This is a genomic window from Bradyrhizobium sp. SZCCHNS3002 (assembly GCF_032377435.1).
GTDB lineage: Bacteria > Pseudomonadota > Alphaproteobacteria > Rhizobiales > Xanthobacteraceae > Bradyrhizobium.
On record NZ_JAUHHY010000007.1, the window covers coordinates 93,416 to 109,574 of the forward strand.

The 16,159-nt window shown below is 65.2% G+C and carries 16 protein-coding genes and 1 tRNA gene; 9 read left to right on the plus strand and 8 right to left on the minus strand.

The genetic code is table 11. From position 1 onward, the window contains the following. The first annotated feature begins 25 nt into the window (after nucleotides 1-25). Nucleotides 26-1,378 (plus strand): oxygen-independent coproporphyrinogen III oxidase, encoded by a 1,353-nt coding sequence (gene hemN / locus QW845_RS16550; protein WP_315802862.1) that lies wholly within the window; start codon nucleotides 26-28, stop codon nucleotides 1,376-1,378. A gap of 78 nt (nucleotides 1,379-1,456) precedes the next feature. Then, nucleotides 1,457-1,660 (plus strand): DUF1858 domain-containing protein, encoded by a 204-nt coding sequence (locus tag QW845_RS16555; RefSeq protein ID WP_409997929.1) that lies wholly within the window; start codon nucleotides 1,457-1,459, stop codon nucleotides 1,658-1,660. Here the strand turns inward: QW845_RS16555 and QW845_RS16560 are convergent, their stop codons facing one another. Continuing rightward, nucleotides 1,661-2,380 (minus strand): Crp/Fnr family transcriptional regulator, encoded by a 720-nt coding sequence (locus tag QW845_RS16560; RefSeq protein ID WP_315802629.1) that lies wholly within the window; start codon nucleotides 2,378-2,380, stop codon nucleotides 1,661-1,663. Between the two features lie 165 nt (nucleotides 2,381-2,545). Between QW845_RS16560 and QW845_RS16565 the strand changes: the two genes are divergently transcribed. Then, nucleotides 2,546-3,757, plus strand: coding sequence for an NnrS family protein (locus QW845_RS16565; protein WP_315802630.1), 1,212 nt, complete (start codon nucleotides 2,546-2,548; stop codon nucleotides 3,755-3,757). On the opposite strand, the gene QW845_RS16570 is transcribed toward QW845_RS16565, so the two are convergent. Further along, the gene (locus QW845_RS16570) at nucleotides 3,742-7,071 is read right to left on the minus strand and encodes a PAS domain-containing sensor histidine kinase (RefSeq protein WP_315802631.1); all 3,330 of its coding nucleotides are present in this window, start codon (nucleotides 7,069-7,071) and stop codon (nucleotides 3,742-3,744) included. The genes QW845_RS16565 and QW845_RS16570 overlap by 16 nt on opposite strands. A gap of 331 nt (nucleotides 7,072-7,402) precedes the next feature. Here QW845_RS16570 and QW845_RS16575 point away from each other — a divergent pair, with 331 nt between their 5' ends. The 5 genes from QW845_RS16575 to QW845_RS16595 all read left to right on the plus strand — a co-directional run bounded on the left by QW845_RS16575 (nucleotide 7,403) and on the right by QW845_RS16595 (nucleotide 10,341). Continuing rightward, complete coding sequence (locus QW845_RS16575; protein WP_315802632.1) at nucleotides 7,403-7,783, plus strand: phasin; 381 nt, start codon at nucleotides 7,403-7,405, stop codon at nucleotides 7,781-7,783. Nucleotides 7,784-7,987: 204 nt separating this feature from the next. Beyond that, nucleotides 7,988-8,422, plus strand: coding sequence for a phasin (locus QW845_RS16580; RefSeq protein ID WP_315802633.1), 435 nt, complete (start codon nucleotides 7,988-7,990; stop codon nucleotides 8,420-8,422). Between the two features lie 261 nt (nucleotides 8,423-8,683). Then, nucleotides 8,684-8,760: transfer RNA gene (locus QW845_RS16585), tRNA-His, on the plus strand. Nucleotides 8,761-9,035: 275 nt separating this feature from the next. Then, nucleotides 9,036-9,389, plus strand: coding sequence for a hypothetical protein (locus QW845_RS16590; RefSeq protein ID WP_315802634.1), 354 nt, complete (start codon nucleotides 9,036-9,038; stop codon nucleotides 9,387-9,389). 274 nt (nucleotides 9,390-9,663) lie between these two features. Beyond that, nucleotides 9,664-10,341 carry a ParA family protein gene (locus tag QW845_RS16595; protein WP_231327589.1) on the plus strand — a complete coding sequence of 226 codons (678 nt, stop codon included), beginning with the start codon at nucleotides 9,664-9,666 and terminating at the stop codon, nucleotides 10,339-10,341. 111 nt (nucleotides 10,342-10,452) lie between these two features. Here the strand turns inward: QW845_RS16595 and QW845_RS16600 are convergent, their stop codons facing one another. The 4 genes from QW845_RS16600 to trxB all read right to left on the minus strand — a co-directional run bounded on the left by QW845_RS16600 (nucleotide 10,453) and on the right by trxB (nucleotide 14,059). Further along, nucleotides 10,453-10,623 (minus strand): hypothetical protein, encoded by a 171-nt coding sequence (locus QW845_RS16600; RefSeq protein WP_315802635.1) that lies wholly within the window; start codon nucleotides 10,621-10,623, stop codon nucleotides 10,453-10,455. A gap of 169 nt (nucleotides 10,624-10,792) precedes the next feature. Beyond that, the gene (dapA, locus tag QW845_RS16605; protein WP_315802636.1) at nucleotides 10,793-11,716 is read right to left on the minus strand and encodes a 4-hydroxy-tetrahydrodipicolinate synthase; all 924 of its coding nucleotides are present in this window, start codon (nucleotides 11,714-11,716) and stop codon (nucleotides 10,793-10,795) included. Nucleotides 11,717-12,162: 446 nt separating this feature from the next. Then, nucleotides 12,163-13,086, minus strand: coding sequence for a LysR family transcriptional regulator (locus QW845_RS16610; RefSeq protein WP_315717522.1), 924 nt, complete (start codon nucleotides 13,084-13,086; stop codon nucleotides 12,163-12,165). A 7-nt stretch (nucleotides 13,087-13,093) separates the two neighbouring features. After that, nucleotides 13,094-14,059 (minus strand): thioredoxin-disulfide reductase, encoded by a 966-nt coding sequence (gene trxB / locus QW845_RS16615; RefSeq protein WP_315802637.1) that lies wholly within the window; start codon nucleotides 14,057-14,059, stop codon nucleotides 13,094-13,096. A 288-nt stretch (nucleotides 14,060-14,347) separates the two neighbouring features. Between trxB and QW845_RS16620 the strand changes: the two genes are divergently transcribed. Then, nucleotides 14,348-14,827 (plus strand): Lrp/AsnC family transcriptional regulator, encoded by a 480-nt coding sequence (locus QW845_RS16620; RefSeq protein ID WP_015664493.1) that lies wholly within the window; start codon nucleotides 14,348-14,350, stop codon nucleotides 14,825-14,827. A 126-nt stretch (nucleotides 14,828-14,953) separates the two neighbouring features. Here the strand turns inward: QW845_RS16620 and QW845_RS16625 are convergent, their stop codons facing one another. Further along, a complete protein-coding gene (locus tag QW845_RS16625) occupies nucleotides 14,954-15,358 on the minus strand; it encodes a DoxX family protein (protein ID WP_315802638.1) in 405 nt (134 codons plus the stop codon). A gap of 248 nt (nucleotides 15,359-15,606) precedes the next feature. Beyond that, the gene (gene greA / locus QW845_RS16630) at nucleotides 15,607-16,083 is read right to left on the minus strand and encodes a transcription elongation factor GreA (RefSeq protein ID WP_315717519.1); all 477 of its coding nucleotides are present in this window, start codon (nucleotides 16,081-16,083) and stop codon (nucleotides 15,607-15,609) included. Nucleotides 16,084-16,159: the final 76 nt, after the last annotated feature.

The window sequence follows — 16,159 nt, forward strand, 5'->3', positions numbered from 1 at the left end:
GATACGCTCAGGTGACAGGCAGGACATGAGACCAGATCTTGCAGCATGCTACGGACAGGAGCGCCTCCCGCGCTACACCAGCTATCCTACGGCGCCTCATTTCTCCGCCGCGGTCGGCCCGTCCACCTACGCAGAATGGCTGCGCGCGATACCAGCGAGCGCGACGGCATCGTTATACCTGCATGTGCCCTTCTGTCGCTCGATGTGCTGGTATTGCGGCTGCAACACCATGGTCGCCAAACGCGACGAGCCGATTGCGGTCTACGAATCGGCCCTGCGTTGCGAGGTCGACATGGTGGCGCGCCAGATCGGCCGGCGGCTGCAGGTCGGGCACATTCATTTCGGCGGCGGCACGCCCACCATCATGGCGCCGGAGTCCTTTGTCGATCTCGTCGGATCGCTGCGCCATTCCTTTTTCGTGCTGCCGTCGGCGGAGATCGCCATCGAGATAGATCCGCGCACGCTGACGCCGGAGATGATCGCGGCGCTGGGGGTGAGCGGGGTCAATCGGGCCAGCCTGGGCGTGCAGAGCTTCGATCCGCGGGTGCAGCAGGCCATCAACCGGGTGCAGAGCTTCGAGCAGACCGCGGCGGCCACGAACGGATTGCGTCAGGCCGGCGTTGCCGGCATCAACTTCGACCTGATCTACGGACTGCCGCATCAGAGCGTTGAGTCGTGTCTCGACACCGTCCGGCGCGCCATCGACCTGCGCCCCGACCGGCTCTCCGTGTTCGGCTACGCTCATGTGCCATCGTTCAAGACGCACCAGCGCAAGATTCAGGACTCGGCGTTGCCGGACAGCCTGGAACGCTACGATCAGGCCTGCGCGATCGCTGACGCGCTGAAGGACGCAGGCTACGTGCAGATCGGGCTCGATCATTTCGCCTTGCCCACGGATCCCATGACCATCGCGTTCCGCGAAGGCCGCCTGCATCGCAATTTCCAGGGCTATACGACCGATGCAAATGATCTGCTGCTCGGCTTCGGGGCCTCGGCGATCGGGCAGCTGCCGCAAGGTTATGTCCAGAACGCGCCGCAGGTCCGGGCCTATGAGCAGAAGATCGCCTCCGGCAGCCTCGCGACCGTGAAAGGCTATGGACTGACCGATGACGACCGCCTGCGGGCCGACATCATCGAGCGCATCATGTGCGACTACGGCGTGGACCTCGATGTCATCTGCACCCGCCATGGCACGGACACCGACGACATGCTGAGATCGGCACCGCGGCTGCAATCGTTGATCTCCGACGGTGTGGTCGAGCTCAACGGCGGTGCGCTCGCGGTGACCGAGCATTCCCGGTTCCTGGTGCGCAGTGTCGCCGCGGCGTTCGATGCGCATCTCGACGCGTCGAAGCAGCTGCACAGCCGGGCGGTCTGACCGTCGAGGTGCCGCGGTGCTTGTGCCGCGACAAAGACCGCCAACGGCATGCCCGCTACCATTCGCGCTGGACTTGGAATGGAGGCGCGCATGCCAATCTCCTTCGATGAACTGGTCGACGATGTCATGCGGCGAAGCCCGGAGACCATCGGCGTCTTTCTTGCTTTCCAGATGCGTTGCGTCGGTTGCCCGATCGCCTGCTTTCACAACGTCGCGGATGCCTGCCACGAGCATGGCGTCGATCCCGACGCGTTCCTCTCGGCGCTGTGTGCCTGCGCGTGATCAGCTACGCGATGCGGCCGCATCGCCGGCGCCCTGCTGCGCCAGCAGCACGATCTTGTGCGGCTCGCGCAGGACGATCTTCTGACGCCCGCTTTCGACCAGGCCGAGCTGCTCCCAGCCGGAGAGGATGCGGCTCACCGTGTGCAGCGTCGTCCCGGTCATCTGCGCAATGTCCTGCCGGCTGATCGGGAAATCGATCTGCACGCCATGATCGAGCTTGCGGCCGGCCTGGTTGGCGAGCCGGAGCAGCGCATGCGCGATGCGCTGCTCCACCTGCTGGGTCGACATCTCGATCACGCGCGCATGGGTTTCCTGCAGCCGCTGGCCGACCGTCTGCAGCGTGTTCGCCGCCAGCGACGGAAACCTCGCGACCAGTCTCGGCCATGCGGCGGACGGCCAGGCCAGCACGATGCTGTCGTCGACGGCGGTCGCAGTCGCCGGATAGTGCTGCAGGCCGATGGCCGGGGCGACGCCGAACGTATCCCCGGGCACGACGTAGCGCACCACGATCTGGTCGCCGGTCGGCGTCGTCTTGCTGGCGCGGACATGGCCGTGCAGCAGCAGGAAGAACGAGATCGCATCGGCGCCCTGCTCGAACACCGCGCCGTTGCGTGGAACGCGAATCGAACGGGCTTCGCGCAGCACATCCGTCAGATCCTCCGCGGACAGCCCCGCAAACAGCGGCAGATGCGCGACCAGCGAGCGGTCGATGGAAGCCATGATATTCTCCGGGCCGACGGCGGATTTTGCCCGCTCAATAGCACGTTTTTGCGATCCGTCGGAAGTTTGTGCTGGCGCAAGCCATATCGGACGACGCGCAACTACATGTTAAGCACACAGCGCCATATCGGCGCGGTTCCCGTCGCCCATCGAGCGAGCATGCACATGGCCATTCCACGCAACTATCAGGGCTGGACCGTCCTCGCCAACGGGTTCAGGCCGTTCTTTCTGCTCGGCGCGCTCCAGGCTGCGCTGGCGATCCTGATCTGGCTCCCGGCCTTTTACGGCGAGCTGAAGCTGAGTTCGGGCTTTGCCCCCCGAGACTGGCACGTGCACGAGATGCTCTACGGCTACCTGCCGGCCATCGTCACCGGCTTCCTGTTCACGGCGATCCCGAACTGGACCGGACGGCTGCCGATCCGGGGCGTGCCGCTGCTCACCCTCGTGCTGGTCTGGATGGCCGGACGACTGGCGGTGACGATGTCTGCGCTCGGTCCGTGGTGGGCCGCGATGCTGATCGATGCGAGCTTCCTGGTGCTCGTCGTGCTGGCTGCCGCCCGCGAGATCGTCGCCGGGCGGAATTGGCGGAATCTGCCGGTGGTCGCGATCGTCACGGTGCTGTGCGCCGGCAACATCGCGTTCCATGTCGAGGCTCATCTGCGCGGTTCGGCCGACTACGCGATCCGTATCGGCGTTGCCGTGATCGTGCTGCTGCTCGCACTGATCGGCGGCCGCATCACGCCGAGCTTCACCCGCAACTGGCTGGTCAAGCACAATCCCGGCCGGCTGCCGGTGCCGTTCGGCCGCTTCGACCTTGCCGCCGTCCTGTTCAGCGCGCTGAGCCTGCTCGGCTGGATCCTGGCTCCCGAAAGTGCGGCAACGGCGCTCGCGCTCGCTGCGGCCGGCGCGCTGCACGGGGCGAGGCTCGCGCGCTGGGCCGGTGATCGCACCTTGCGCGAGCGTTTGCTGGTGATCCTGCATGTCGGCTATTTGTTCGTGCCGCTCGGCTTCCTGCTCACGGCCGCCGCCAGCCTCGGATGGATTCTGCCGAGCGCGGGGCTGCACGCCTGGATGGTCGGGGCCGCCGGCATCACGACGCTCGCCGTCATGACGCGGGCCACGCTCGGCCACACCGGCGAGGCGCTGACGGCCGCGCCCGCGACCCAGGCGATCTATCTGGCGATCATCGTCGCAGCGGTCACGCGGGTCTGCGCCGTGTTGGCGCCGACGCATGCCGAGGCGCTGCTGCACGTCGCGGCGTTGGCCTGGATCATTGCCTTCGCCGGCTTCGTGGTGGCGTTCGGTCCGCTCCTGCTCGGCCTCAAGCGTCGTTCACTGGCGGTGCGACGGGCGGGATCGGCTCAGCCGGTGCTCTGATTGCGCGCCACGGCGCGCGAGAACACCACCTCGATCAGCGTGCCGGATTTCGGCGCCGCCTTGATGTGAAACTGCGCCCGGTTGGCCTCGACCAACGCCTTGGTGAGCGACAGGCTGAGACCGGCGCCGTCGGAGCCTTGCTCGGCCGCCGAGGGCGCACGGAACGGTTCGAGCGCGGCGGCCACCTCCTGATCGTTCAGGCCATGACCGGTGTCGCGCACGCGCAGCGCGACCTCGCCGAAATCGGTCAGCGCGGTCGAGACGATGACCTGGCCGCCGGGATTGGCCAGCGAGATCGAGGCCGAGATCAGGTTCATCGCGATCTGGCGCAGCGCCCTGACGTCGGCGATCACCGGCGGCAGCAGTTGCGACAGCGAGGTGCGGATGATGATGCGGGCGCGGTTGGCCTGCGGCTGCATCGCTGCGACGCAGCCCTCCACCAGCTCGTTCAAATTTTGGCTGGTGAAAGCGAGCTCGAGCTTACCGGTCTCGATGCGCGACAGCTCCAGGAGATCGTCGATCAGGGACACGACGCGCTCGCCCGAGGCGCGGATGTCCTTCATGTATTCGGCGTAGCGCGTGTTGCCGATCGTGCCGAAACGTTCGCCGATCATGACCTCGGCAAAGCCGATGATCGCGTTCAGCGGCGCGCGCACCTCGTGGCTGATCCGGGCGAGCATGTCGGCCTTGGCGTTGGCGGCACGATCGGCGACGCGACGGGCCTGCAGCAGCTCGCTTTCGCCGCGGCGGAGCTGCGACAGATCGCGAAACACGGCGAAGAAATTCGGACCGTCGGTCCTGGTCCGGCCAATTGCCATCGACAACGGAATGACGCCGCCCTGAGCGATCTTCCCGAGCACCTCGTGGCCCTTGTCGAGCCCGCTCGACGCGCCGGACTGCTGCGCGCTGTCGAGATAGTCGAGCACGAGGCGTGCGCTCTCCGGTGCGAACAGCTCGATCAGGTTGCGGCGGACCAGCGCCGCGCCATCGTAACCGAACAGCGCCTCGGCGCTGCGGTTGCAGGCGTGGATGTTGCCGCCGGCGTCGAACATCAGGATGCCCTCGGCGGTGACGTCGAGGATCGCCGCCAGATCTTCGGCTTCGGCGTGGCCCGCAGCCGGAGGCGGGGCGACGACCAGCGCGGCGGGGGCCGGGGCCGGCATCGGTGCCACGTCGGTCGTCGGAATCGCAGCCGCAGGGCCGGGCAACGGAGCGAAGATCAGGGCATGCGCGCTATCGCCGTCCCAGGTGATCGTGAACAGGCGGGCTTCCGCCTTCACCTCCTCGCTGGAGGAGCCGTCGGCGGCCGAGATCGTGACGGGAGTGCCGGCCTCGGACTTGTTGGGTGCAGATGACACGCCCGGCTCGACATAGAGCGCATCGAGCCCGCCGGCCTGCTCCAAGGCCGCAAGGTCGGCGTAGCCCATCTGCTTGAAGAAGGCCGGGTTACCGTAGAGCAGGCGGTCGAGCCGGTAGATCAGCATGCCCGTGGGCAGCAGGTCGAGCAGGATGCGGTCGCGCTGGCTGTCGCCCTGGGCCGGCGGCTCCTCGGGTGTGAGCCATTCGGTCTGCAGCTCCGCGCCATGATCGGGCGCCGTCTCCGTCGCCGACGGAGCCTGCTGCGGCGGCGGGACGAGCGGATCGCTCATTCGCGATCCCGGCTCGGGCGCCACGCCCTGGACGTCCGCGGGCGCGTTGCGGATCTCACCTTCGAGGCGGGCCGACAGCTGGCGCGCGAGCTCATGAAACGCACTGTTCTCCACCGGCGTGAGCACAGGATGCTTGGACTCGCCCGGAGCGCGGAACGGGACCACGTTCCCGGTCGTTTCGAGCCCGATGCCCTCGATGTGGTGTACGTCCGGCGCAATGGAAGCCTCACGCGATGACGCAGTGACGTTGTCCTGCTGCGGCGGCACATCTGCGGCCCGCACATGGTCGGATTGGGCGAGCTCGGTTTCGTCGGCGTCCGGAACATCGGTCGCGGCTGCATCGGTCGATGCGGGGCGACGCAGTGCGGCCAGCCGGTCCAGGGCGTCGAGGTCGCGACAGACACCGAAGCCGCGATAGCCGGCATGGGTCCTGTCCTCCGCCAGGACGGGCAGTCCCGACAATTCGACCGCAAGCCGCTCGCCCTCGGCGGGCCAGCTGACGACGAGCCCGCTCCAGGTCTCTTTCGTTTCGATCGCGGCACCGACCCGCCCGTCGGGATCGAGGCCTAGCGATGCAGTGAGCTCATGCCAGGGACGGCCGAGCTCGGCGGCGCCGTGCCGCCCGATCAGGTGGGTGAATTCATCGGAGCCGATCGAGAACCGTCCCTCGGCATCCATCTGCCAGGAAAATCGGAGCGGATGGCGACGGCCGACTAAAGGCTCCGCCGCGCCGGATTCGGCAGGATGCGCGTGATCTTCCGTTTGCGGCGCCGGCGCCTTGAACAGATCAGCTTTGGCCGGATCGTCAATCAGCAGGAACTCGGCCGGCGCGTCGTTCGACAGCGCGGGGGATTCGTCGTCGGTTTGGCGTTCAGTCATTGCATCCATCGGAAGAGGAGGCGAAGTCACGACCGCGGGCCCAGCGGCAACATCCACGGGGGCTGATGATGCCGGGGCGGCATCTGCGGTTGGCTCAGGTATTGGCGCCGAGCCCGGTGCCTCGATCTCGTCGGCAGGGGCCGGCATCGGGACGGCCACCAGCCCGACCTGATTGCCGCGGCCGATGCGGTAGAGCGCTGCGCGCTCCGTGCCGAACGTCACCTCGGCCATGCCATCGGCCAGCGCCGCCCTGCGTATCTCGACGAAATCCGGCTCGGTCAGGTCGCGCATGCCGAACAGGCGCCGTCCGGCTGAACTAATGCCGGCGAACTGGCCGTCCTGGGTGAATGCGATCAGCGCATGCTCGCTCGTCTCCGCCAGCCGCTTCAGGCGATCCGCCAGTGGGAAGCTACGTCCACCCCCGTCAGTGCTGGTGATCAGCACCGCGCGCGTGCCATCGGGCAGGTCGATCCTGGCGCAGCCGCAGGTCGCGAGCGTGCCGAGCGGCGCGCCGAAACCACGTAGACGTTCCAGCCGCAAAGCGCCGGTCTCGGGCAGCCGCCGTCCCAATTGAGCGACCTGGCGGCGATGCGCGTCGGCGGGGCCGAACGTTTTCGCGATCAGCGCCGCTGCGCTTGTCGCACCGAGGGCGCGCGCACCGGCCGCATTGGCCCACAGCACACGGCCGCCATCGGCCGACCATAGCCAGGCCGGCAGACTACCGGCGGCGTGGACGGCCAGCCGGGGGTCGCTGAGGGCCTGCAATTCGAGATCGGCGTGGGTCATGGGCGACGACGGCGAACGGCTCTTGTGATGTTGATCGGCCGTGGATGACCGGCGGCCGGAACTGGAAGCGTTAAGAATTCGTTACTATCGCGCGTTTTGAGGGCCGAGGTCCACGGCGGGGCCGCACTCCTGTCCTGCTAAAGCTTGGATAACCTTAATGTGTTCCTCGTGAGCCCCCCGGGCTCGGAATCGCGGCGAAACCGGCATGGACCGTGCAATCTCGGCTCTCGATAGCACGATGATACCCTGGACTGGTTCGGGGCCGCTCGGCAGCGGGAAAGCTGCTGAGAGACGAGGGCGCAGCCAATCGGGACTTCAGAAGGAGGAAAGCATGACCGACGATGGACGACGGTTCGAAATTCCGAAAGACGTGCGGGCAATGGCGGAGGCGGGCTTCGACCAGGCACGTCAGACGTTTGAGAAGTTTCTGGCCGGAGCGGAGGCGACGGCCGGCTCGCTCGAACAGCGCGGTGCGACAGTGCGGGCCGGAGCCAAGGACATCGGCTCCAAGGTCTTGTCCTACGCGGAAAAGAACGTCCAGTCGTCGCTCGACTACGCCCAATCGCTGGTCCACGCCAAGGACCTGCCCGAGGTGCTGCGGCTGCACAGCGAATTCGTTCAGGGCCAGATGCGATCGCTCGCCGAACAGGCAAGCGAAGTCGGCCAGGCCATCGGCAAGGCCGCGATCGACGCAACCAAGCCCAAGGCCTGATCAGACATGCCTCGATCCCCCTTTTTCTGGAAGCGGGCGCGGCAACAGTTCCTGATAGTGGAATTTCCGTTGCGTTGCACAAAAGCGCCACGATATAGCTCTACGCGAGGTTGTTACCTCCCAGGGGCGGTTCCTCTGCGTGATCCGAAGTGACTTCCCGATTGCCGGGCCGGTCCAGTCTCAATGTTTCGAAGGATGCATGCCATGACCAATGCCACCGATCCTTTCTCCGCGTCGATCATTCCGTTCGAGGTTCCCGAACAGGTACGCGCGCTCGCCGAAAAAGGCGTGTCGCAGGCCCGCGAGAACTACGCCAAGTTCAAGGACGCTGCGGAAACCCACAATTCCGCCATCGAGGCCTTCTTCGCCAACGCCAGCAAGGGCGCCGGCGTCTACTCGTCGAAGGTCATGGAATTCACGAAGGCCAATACCACCGCGTCGCTCGACTTCGCCCAGGAGCTGTTCGGTGTGAAGTCGCCGTCGGAGGCGATGGAGCTGTGGACCGGTTTCGCGCGCAAGCAGTTCGAGACCTTCACCGCCCAGGCCAAGGAGCTCGGCGAGCTCGGCCAGAAGGTTGCGGCCGAGACGGTCGAGCCGATCAAGGAAAGCGCCACCAAGCTGTTCAAGACGGCGGCCTGAGGCAGCCTCAAGTCTCGCCAGGTGCGCGATGCGGCCGCGCGCCGGCATGGACGGCGGTAGATCCAGAACCCGGGCGCGTTGCGGCCGGGTTCGATGCTTTCTGGGCTCCCCGCTTGAACGGGGGCTCGCTCGGGCCGAAACGGCGTCAAAAAACGCAGTCATGGCAGGGGACTTTATCCGTTCTCGGCCTTGCCAAATTCGCCCGTTGCACCTAGTTTCCGGCCCGTTCGGACGCCCCTCGCGGGCAGTCCCATGGCGGATGCAGTTGTAGCTCAGTTGGTTAGAGCGCCTGTCTGTGGAACAGGAGGTCGGTGGTTCGAGCCCACCCAACTGTACCATGGCCGGGACCATCGCTGGGCCGTTCGCAAGCTCACCTCTATCCGTGCTCCGCGTCCCACCCGTCGCGACCTCTCGCGCATGGCTGTGGCCGGGGCGTGGCCGCAGAGCTTTGCCCGCGGAAGCCTGAGCCCGGTCTCCGTATTTCGACGGATATATCGCCGGGCGTGCGCTCGCTTGCGGTTTGCCGCGCCGGATCGGTAGCACGACGTGGCACTGTTGCTTGCGAATCCGGTCTCCTTCAATCACACTTTGCGGCAACGAGGGGGAGGGGACGATGAGAGGGATTGATCTCGATCCACGCATCTCTGCCGTACTGATCGTAATGGCCGCGCTGTTAGTCCCCGTAACCGCACGGGCCTATACCGCCGAGCAGGAGCAGGCATGCACAGGCGATGCGTTCCGGCTTTGTAGTTCCGACATTCCCGACGTCGATCGTGTCACCGCCTGCATGGTTCGCCGCAAGGCCGAGCTGTCGCCGTCATGCCGCGCCCAATTCGGGCCGCCAGAGCGCCAGGCAGCGTCATCTGGCCGCGCGGAACGGCCGATGAGCATTCGTCCTGTCACCAGGAAGCCGGTCACTGCGCGCGCTGGCAAATCGAAGAAGTCGACGCGACCAGACGCGACCTGAGCGATGCCGATTGCCGCCTTTGGCGGCACTCGGCATGACCGCAGTCTTCGGACGCACACCTCGATGCGCAGCCTCAACATGTAAATGCGATGGGGCATGACCGGATGTTGTCGAACATCGCCGCCTGATCTGCTGTTTTGCCTGCTTTGGTGTGACTCAAAAACCAATGCGTTTCGGCAATCAGGAGTTACGTCTTATCAATCGCTAAATTTATCTTCCGCGAATCAGTCCGCTGATTCATTTTCGCTGCCGGGGTCAATCTGGAGGCCAAGGTATGAACGTTATTGTTTTCGCATCGCGTAAGGGCGGTTCAGGCAAGAGCACCCTGGCCGCCCATCTCGCTGCGCAGATCAAGTCGAGCAAGTCTTGTCTGCTCATCGATGCCGACCCTCAGGGGTCGCTCACGCTTTGGCACAAGCTGCGCGGCACCAACGAGCCGCCGATCAAGACGGCCGTGAACTCGGTGAGCGCGATCGTGTCCGCCGCCCGCCGCGACGGCGTCGAGTGGGTGCTGATCGATACGCCGCCGACCATCTCGGCCGTCGTCGAGGATGCGATCAAGAATGCGACCATGGTGATCATCCCGGCCCGCCCCGGCGTGTTCGACGTCAACGCGGTGCAGGAGACGATCCAGACCTGCCGCGCCGCGCGCAAGCCCTACGCGGTCGTTCTCAATGGCGCGCCAGCGCGCCGCGACGATGCCGAAAGTCCGATCGTCACCATCGCCCGCGAGGCGCTGGCGAAGTTCAAGGCCCCGGTGTGGGGCGGCCAGATCACCAACCGCGCCGATCTGCTGATGGCGCTGGGCCAGGGTGAAGGCGTGCGCGAATATTATGCGGAGGGCCGTGCTGCGGCCGAGATCGCACGCCTCTGGGCTGCGATCGAGCGTTCGGTGCGGGCTATTCGCGGTACTGTGTCGGCCAACGGCGCCATGCACAAGCAGGCGGCCTGATCGCGGCATCAGATGGGGCATCGACGCGCGGTCCTCCGCGCGTTTTTTGCGTCGGGTCACAAGCTCTCGCGTGAGTGCCGAATTCGCGCCGCGCGAGAGGGCGCGGCGAGGTCAGGCAACCATCAGGAAATAGAAGGCGATTGCCGGCGTCAGGGTCAGGATCACGGACCAGATCCCGACCGCCCAGAGAATGTCTTCGACGCTGAAACCCTGATGCTCAGGGTATGGATGATCCTGCAAAGCCACGACGTCCTCGCGCTCTTTGACGTTTTCAACATCCATAGCGGAACATCTTTAAACACGAGGTTGCGGACTGCGCCGCTTTTGATCGCGTTTGTTAGCTCGGATTAACCACGGAGATTCTGCTCCGGCTCCGCAGCGGTGGCGCGGCTCTGCCTGGCCTTTCCGATCGGGAAGGCCAGGCAGAGCCGGCGAATAGGTCGGGGCGTGCTCAGGCAACGCGGTTCTGCGTGGTCGTCGGCTGGCGCCGCTCGATCTGCTGATCCAGCCGTGCGGCCAGCTCAGCGCCAACCTCCACCATTGGCAGCCGTACTTCGGGGCTCGCAATGACGCCGGTGCGCGCCAGCCAGTACTTGGCCGGTGCGGGGCTCGGCTCGGTGAACAGCAGTCGCGTGAGATGCTCGACCAGCGCCCAGCACGCTGCTGCCGCGTCGTGACGGCCGGCCTTCACGTGCTGCAGGATTGCGGCAAACGTCTCGGTCTCCAGATGTGCCGAGAGCAGGATGGCGCCGTCGGCACCGGCCTGCAGCGCATCGAAGCTCTGGGCGTCTTCGCCCGTCAGGATATGAAACCCTGCGCGCCGACGCGTGATCAGGTCGCGCGTCTGCGTGCGGTTGGCGCAGCAATCCTTGAGGCCAGCGATAGCGGGATGCTCGGCGAGCTGCAGCAATGTCTCGTTGTCGAGGCCAACCGCCGAGCGATAGGGAATGTTGTAGAGCACGATCGGATGGGCGGTGCGGTCGGCCAACGCGGTGAAATGCGCCAGCAGGCCGCGCTGCGACGGACGCACGTAAGGCGGACTCGAGATCAGATAGAAGTCGATCGGCCATGACGCGGTTCGGTCGAGCGCTTCGATCACCTCGGCCGTCGCCACGCCGCCGACACCGAGACAGATCGGCAGCGGCCGGCCGATGGTGTCGAGCTCGTCCCGGACCACGCTGATCAGACGGGCGCGCTCGTCCCATGACAGCGCCAGTCCTTCGCCTGACGTGGCACCGAGCACCAGTCCATCGATCGGCTTGGCGGCGTAGTGCCGAACCAGATTGCGTAAGGATGGTTCGTCGAGCGCGCCATCGCGGAACGGCGTGATCAGGGGCAGCCAGAGGCCCTGCAGTCGGGTCGTAACGTTGGTCATGGTCCATCTCCTTGGGTGGCAGGAGCCGGCGACGGGACACGCAAAAAAGCCCCGTCCTCGCGGCGGGGCTGGTGATGCGGCGGTGAATTCGAGAGATTCTAGCGCGCGCGTCCACATGTCCCCGGGAGGGGAGCTTTTTTCGACAACAACTTGGCGTGCGAAGACGTGGACATGCGATCTAGATGCGCGGTGCAGGCGATGCTGTCAACGCCGCATCGGGCACGACACGGAAACATTCGGCAAAAAAATAGCCGGGCCCAAATGAGCCCGGCCGGAGGTATTGGCCAAAGAGGCCGACACAATCACCTTCCAAGAGGGATTTCTGAGCGCTCGCGCCACTGGAGGAGGGGGACAATGCGCAACGCCAACGCTCAGCACATGCTCACTATGGGCTCTCACATGGCGTCGCAGCAACCATGCAAGCCGCATGTCAGACATGCACAATGTCACGCCGGCCAGCGCTGCGCTTTGCTCACGACGAAGTCACGGAACACTTGAACGCGTGCGACCGTCTTCAATTCCTCGGGATAGACGAAGTAGGTGTCGAGCTGGATCGAATCCGACTCTCCGAACAATTGCACGAGACGGCTGTTTTCCTCGACGAGGTAGTCCGGCAGCGCGGCGATGCCGAGCCCTTGCTGGCAGGCGCGGACCAGGCCGAGAATGTTGTTGACCCTGAAATAGGCCTCGCGCGGACCGGATCCGTTGCGGCCGGCATCGACCAGCCAGCTGCGGTTCTGCAGATGCGGGGCGACCTGGCCGTCGGCCAGCATGATAATGCGATGATCATCGAGCTCGTCGAGGGTGCGCGGCGTACCGAAGCGCTTGACGTATTCCGGCGAGCAATAGGCGTGGAAGCTGATCGCGAACAGCTTGCGCTGGATCAGATCGGGCTGGGTCGGCTTGCGGGTACGGATCGCCACGTCGGCCTCGCGCATCGACAGATCGAGCTCCTCGTCGGTGACGATCAGCGAGATCCGGATCTCCGGATAGAGCGCGGTGAATTCCCCGAGCCGCGGGATCAGCCAGTTGATGCCGACGCCCGGGGTTGTCGTGATCTTCAGATCGCCGCTCGGCCGCTCGCGGCTGTCGGTCAGCTTGGCGCGCGCCGCCTGCAATTGCATGAAGACGTCATGCGCGGTCCGGAACAGCAGGTCGCCCTGCTCGGTAAGGATCAGCCCGCGGGCGTGACGGTGGAACAGCGAGACTGCGAGCTCCTGCTCGAGCGCACTGACTTGGCGCGACACCGCCGATTGCGACAGCCCGAGCTGCTCCCCGGCATGCGTGAAGCTGCCTGCTTCTGCCGCTGCGTGAAACACCTTCAGCTTGTCCCAATCCATATCCGTAAATCCATCCCGTGATCGTGGCATCGTCAGTTCATTCCGCCGCGGCGCGTTCGCTCGCGGCGTGGGCGAGGAAGCGTTCGGCTTCGAGGGCAGCCATGCAGCCCATGCCGGCGGCGGTGATCGCCTGCCGATAGGTTTCATCGGCGACGTCGCCGGCGGCAAACACGCCGGGAACGGAGGTCGCGGTCGAGCCCGGCACCACCTCGACGTAACCGGACGGTTTCAATTTGAGCTGACCGGCGACCAGCTCCGTGGCCGGCGCATGGCCGATCGCGACGAACACGCCGTCGGCGGGCAGCTCGGTGAGCGCGCCGGTCTTGACGTTCTTCAGCCTGACATGCGTGACCTTGGATGGCGAGCTCGCGCCGCAGATCTCATCCAGGGCGCTGTCCCAGACGACCTTGATCTTGGGATGCTTGAACAGCCGCTCCTGCAGGATGCGCTCGGCGCGGAAATGGTCGCGCCGGTGCACGACGGTGACGGCCGACGCGAAATTGGTCAGGAACAGCGCTTCCTCGACCGCGGTGTTGCCGCCGCCGACGACGATGACCTCCTTGCCGCGATAGAAGAAGCCGTCGCAGGTCGCGCAGGCCGAGACGCCGAAGCCCTTGAACGTCTCCTCCGACGGCAGCCCGAGCCAGCGCGCCTGGGCGCCGGTCGCCAGAATGACGGTCTCGGCGAGGTAGACGTCACCGGAGTCGCAGGTCAGGCGGAACGGACGCTGACCCAGCTCGAGCTTGGTCACGAGGTCGGTCTTGATCTGGGCGCCGACATGCGTCGCCTGCTTCTCCATCTGCTCCATCAGCCAGGGACCCTGGATGACGTCGGCAAAGCCCGGATAGTTCTCCACGTCGGTGGTGATGGTGAGCTGCCCGCCGGGCTGGATGCCCTGGATCAGCACCGGCTCCAGCATAGCTCGTGCCGCGTAGATCGCCGCCGTATAGCCGGCAGGGCCGGAACCGATGATGACGACTTTGGCATGGATCGGAGCTTGCATGTGACCGAAGACTCGCTGGAAGAGGGAGAATTGACGACGCAGCGAGCGGAATGCGCAAAAGAAACGCCCCGAAGCCCCATCGAAAATGTCAAATCCAAGTCTAAGCCATCTGGCAAGCTATGCAAGAATTGCAACGCATCTCGGCGAATTTTCCCTTCACGACCCGGTCAACGGGGGAAATCTAAAGTAATAAAATTGCGCAAATTGACCAGCCTGCGCTAAGAGAGTTGCCCATTGTCCCCCGGCGCCCCTGCGCCTCCTCCTATCCCGCCAGAGCCCACAATCCCCGTGTCCAAGAATCTTGATGAGATCGATCTCAAAATCCTGAGCGAAATCCAGGCCGATGGCAGGATCACCAATGTCGAGCTCGCCAAGCGGGTCGGCATCTCGCCGCCGCCTTGCCTGCGCCGGGTCAGGACCCTGGAGGAGGAAGGCTACATCACCGGCTACCGGGGCCTGCTCGACCCGCGCAAGCTCGGCTTCGATGTGACCGTGTTCGCCTCGGTCCACCTATCCAGCCAGGCGGACGCCGACCTGAAGGCGTTCGAAGAGTTCGTGCGGTCCGAGCCGCTGGTGCGGGAATGCTGGATGCTGTCCGGTGAGGTGGACTTCATCCTGAAATGCGTGGCACCGGACATGGCGACGTTCCAGGAGTTCGTGACGCATCTGACGGCGGCGCCCCATGTGCGCAACGTCAGGACCTCGCTGGTGCTGCATAACTCCAAATACGAGGCGGCCGTGCCGCTCGAGGTCAAGGGACGGAGCTAGGCCTCGAGGGTCATTCCGGGGCAGCCCCGCAGGGGCTGAACCCGGAATCTCGAAATGGCGTCGATAAGCTCTGGATTTCGGGTTCGATGCTGTCGCATCGCCCCGGAATGACAGTGGAGCGAGTGATCAGCTCTTCTTCCGCAGCAGCGCGTCCAGGCTGATCGGGCCGCCGCCGGCCGTCGCCAGATACAGGCAGGAGAAGCAGAACGCGATCGCCGCGGTGCCGTTGTTCAGGAGCGGCAGCCATACCGGCTCACCTGTCTTGAACATGTGGCCCATGAAGTAGGCGAAGGCCATCTCGCCAGCCAGGATGAATGCGACGGGCCGCGTGAGCAGACCGACCATCAGCAACGCGCCGAGCACCAGCTCGATCATGCCGGCCGTGTAGATCAGCGGCGGAATGTTGGCGAAGTACGGGATGACAGGAAACTTGAAGATCTTGGCCACGCCGTATTGAAACAACAGCAGGCCGGTGATGAAGCGAAACAGGCTGAGTGCAGCCGGTTGCCATTTCGAGAGCATCTGCTCCATGTGTGATCGTCCCCCAACAGAAAACCATGATGCGACGATGGCCGGTTCGGTCGTTGCCGCCCCGGCTCGTCGGCCGCAGATTTAGCTGATTACCGCAACTGCGTCACCGGCATGCGTCGTGACAGGCGATGAATTGGGCGTGTACTGCCGAAGTGGCGGCCTTCCGCTGCCCTGCAACCACCGGAAACGACGAAGGGCCGCGCCTTGGCGCAGCCCTTCGATTCGCTCCGGCGGGACGTTGCCCTGTCTCAGCGCCACTCGACCTTGGCGATCTCGTAGGACTTGGCGCCGCCGGGCGCCATGACCTCGACGGTGGTGCCCATCTTCTTGCCGATCAGTGCGCGCGCCAGCGGCGAGGTGATCGAGATCTTGCCCTTCTTGGCGTCCGCCTCGACCTCGCCGACGATCTGCCAGACCGTCTTCTTCTCGGTGTCCTCGTCGATCAGGGTCACCGTCGCGCCGAACTTGATCGTGTCGCCGGAGAGCTTGGTCACATCGATGATGTCGGCGCGCGCGAGCTTGTCCTCGAGCTCGGCGATGCGGCCCTCGTTGTGAGACTGCTCTTCCTTTGCGGCGTGATATTCCGCGTTCTCGGACAGGTCGCCATGCGAACGCGCTTCCGCGATATGTTCGATGATGCGCGGACGGTCCACCGATTGGCGCTGCTTGAGCTCGTTCTCCAACGCGGCGTAGCCCATCGAAGTCATGGGAACCTTTTCCACCATCTCTTCTCGTCCTTCAGTCGTGCGGGCGGGGGCGCGCACGATCAGCATCTTCAGAATAGGCCTTTGCGGCTCAAAG